This window comes from Streptomyces sp. NPDC005195, assembly GCF_040608315.1.
GTDB classification, from domain to species: domain Bacteria; phylum Actinomycetota; class Actinomycetes; order Streptomycetales; family Streptomycetaceae; genus Streptomyces; species Streptomyces kaempferi.
Window position 1 is genome coordinate 1 of sequence record NZ_JBEXHZ010000396.1, and the last position, 1,060, is coordinate 1,060.

At 75.0% G+C, this 1,060-nt stretch carries 1 protein-coding gene; it reads right to left on the reverse strand.

Annotation, left to right across the window (positions count from 1 at the left end):
* Positions 1-1,060 (reverse strand): beta-ketoacyl-[acyl-carrier-protein] synthase family protein (locus ABZV34_RS39900; protein WP_356288351.1); only part of this gene is annotated, 1,060 nt, incomplete at both ends.

Here is a 1,060-nt window from a genome sequence, read left to right on the forward strand (position 1 = left end):
CGGGCGCCGATGTGCGCGGCGGGGTCGAAGTCGGCGCGGGCGACGTGCAGTCCGTCCTCTTCGGTGCCCAGCCGGGTGCCGCGCCGCCAGGCCTCCCACAGGGCTTGAAGGCCTTCGCCGGCCGCCGTGATGGCGGCGCCGCCGGTGATGACGACCTTCTCCGCGGCGGGCGGGGCCGGTACGGAGAAGCGGCGGCCCGAGGGCCAGCCGAAGGCGACGCAGGCGTTGGCGCCGGCGAAGGCGAAGTTGTTGGACAGGGCGGCGTTCATGGCCAGTTCGCGGCCGGTGTCGGGGACGGCGTCGAGTCCGCATTTGGGGTCGGTGCCGGTGAAGTTGGCGGTCGGCGGGGCGGTCTGTTCGACCAGGGCCTGGACGGTGATGATGGCCTCGACCGCGCCGGCCGCGCCGAGCAGGTGGCCGATCATCGACTTGGAGCTGCTGAGCGCGGTCTTGTCGGCGGCCTCGCCGAACGCGGCGCGCACCGCGTTGGACTCGGCGGAGTCGTTCTTGGGGGTGCCGGTGCCGTGGCCGTTGATGTAGCCGACGTCCTGCGGGGTGATGCCGGCGGCTTTCAGGGCGCCGCGGATGGCGCGGGCGGCGCCCTCGCCCTCGGGGTGCGGGGCGGTGGCGTGGTAGCCGTCGGCGGACAGGCCGTAGCCGAGGACCTCGGCCAGGATGGGGGCGCCGGCGGCGCGCGCGACGGACTCCTCGGCGAGTACGAGCATGCCGGCGCCCTCGCCGAGGGAGAGTCCGTCGCGGTCCTTGGAGTAGGGGGCGGCGGGTTTGGTGGACAGCGACTGCAGGCTGGTGAAGCCGGCGAACGCGGTCTCGGTGAAGGCGTCGCTGCCGCCGGCGAGCATCGCGTCGGCGCGGCCGGCGGAGATCGCCTCGGCGGCGTGCGCGATGGCGTGGGCGCCGGAGGCGCAGGCGGTGTTGACGCTCAGCGCGGGGCCCTTGAGGCAAAAGGCGCTGCTGAGTGCCTCGGCGATGGCCTGCGGGGGGACGAGCAGGTAGTGCCGGCCGTCGTCGGGGGCTGCGGTGCCCTCGTGGCTGCGGCGGG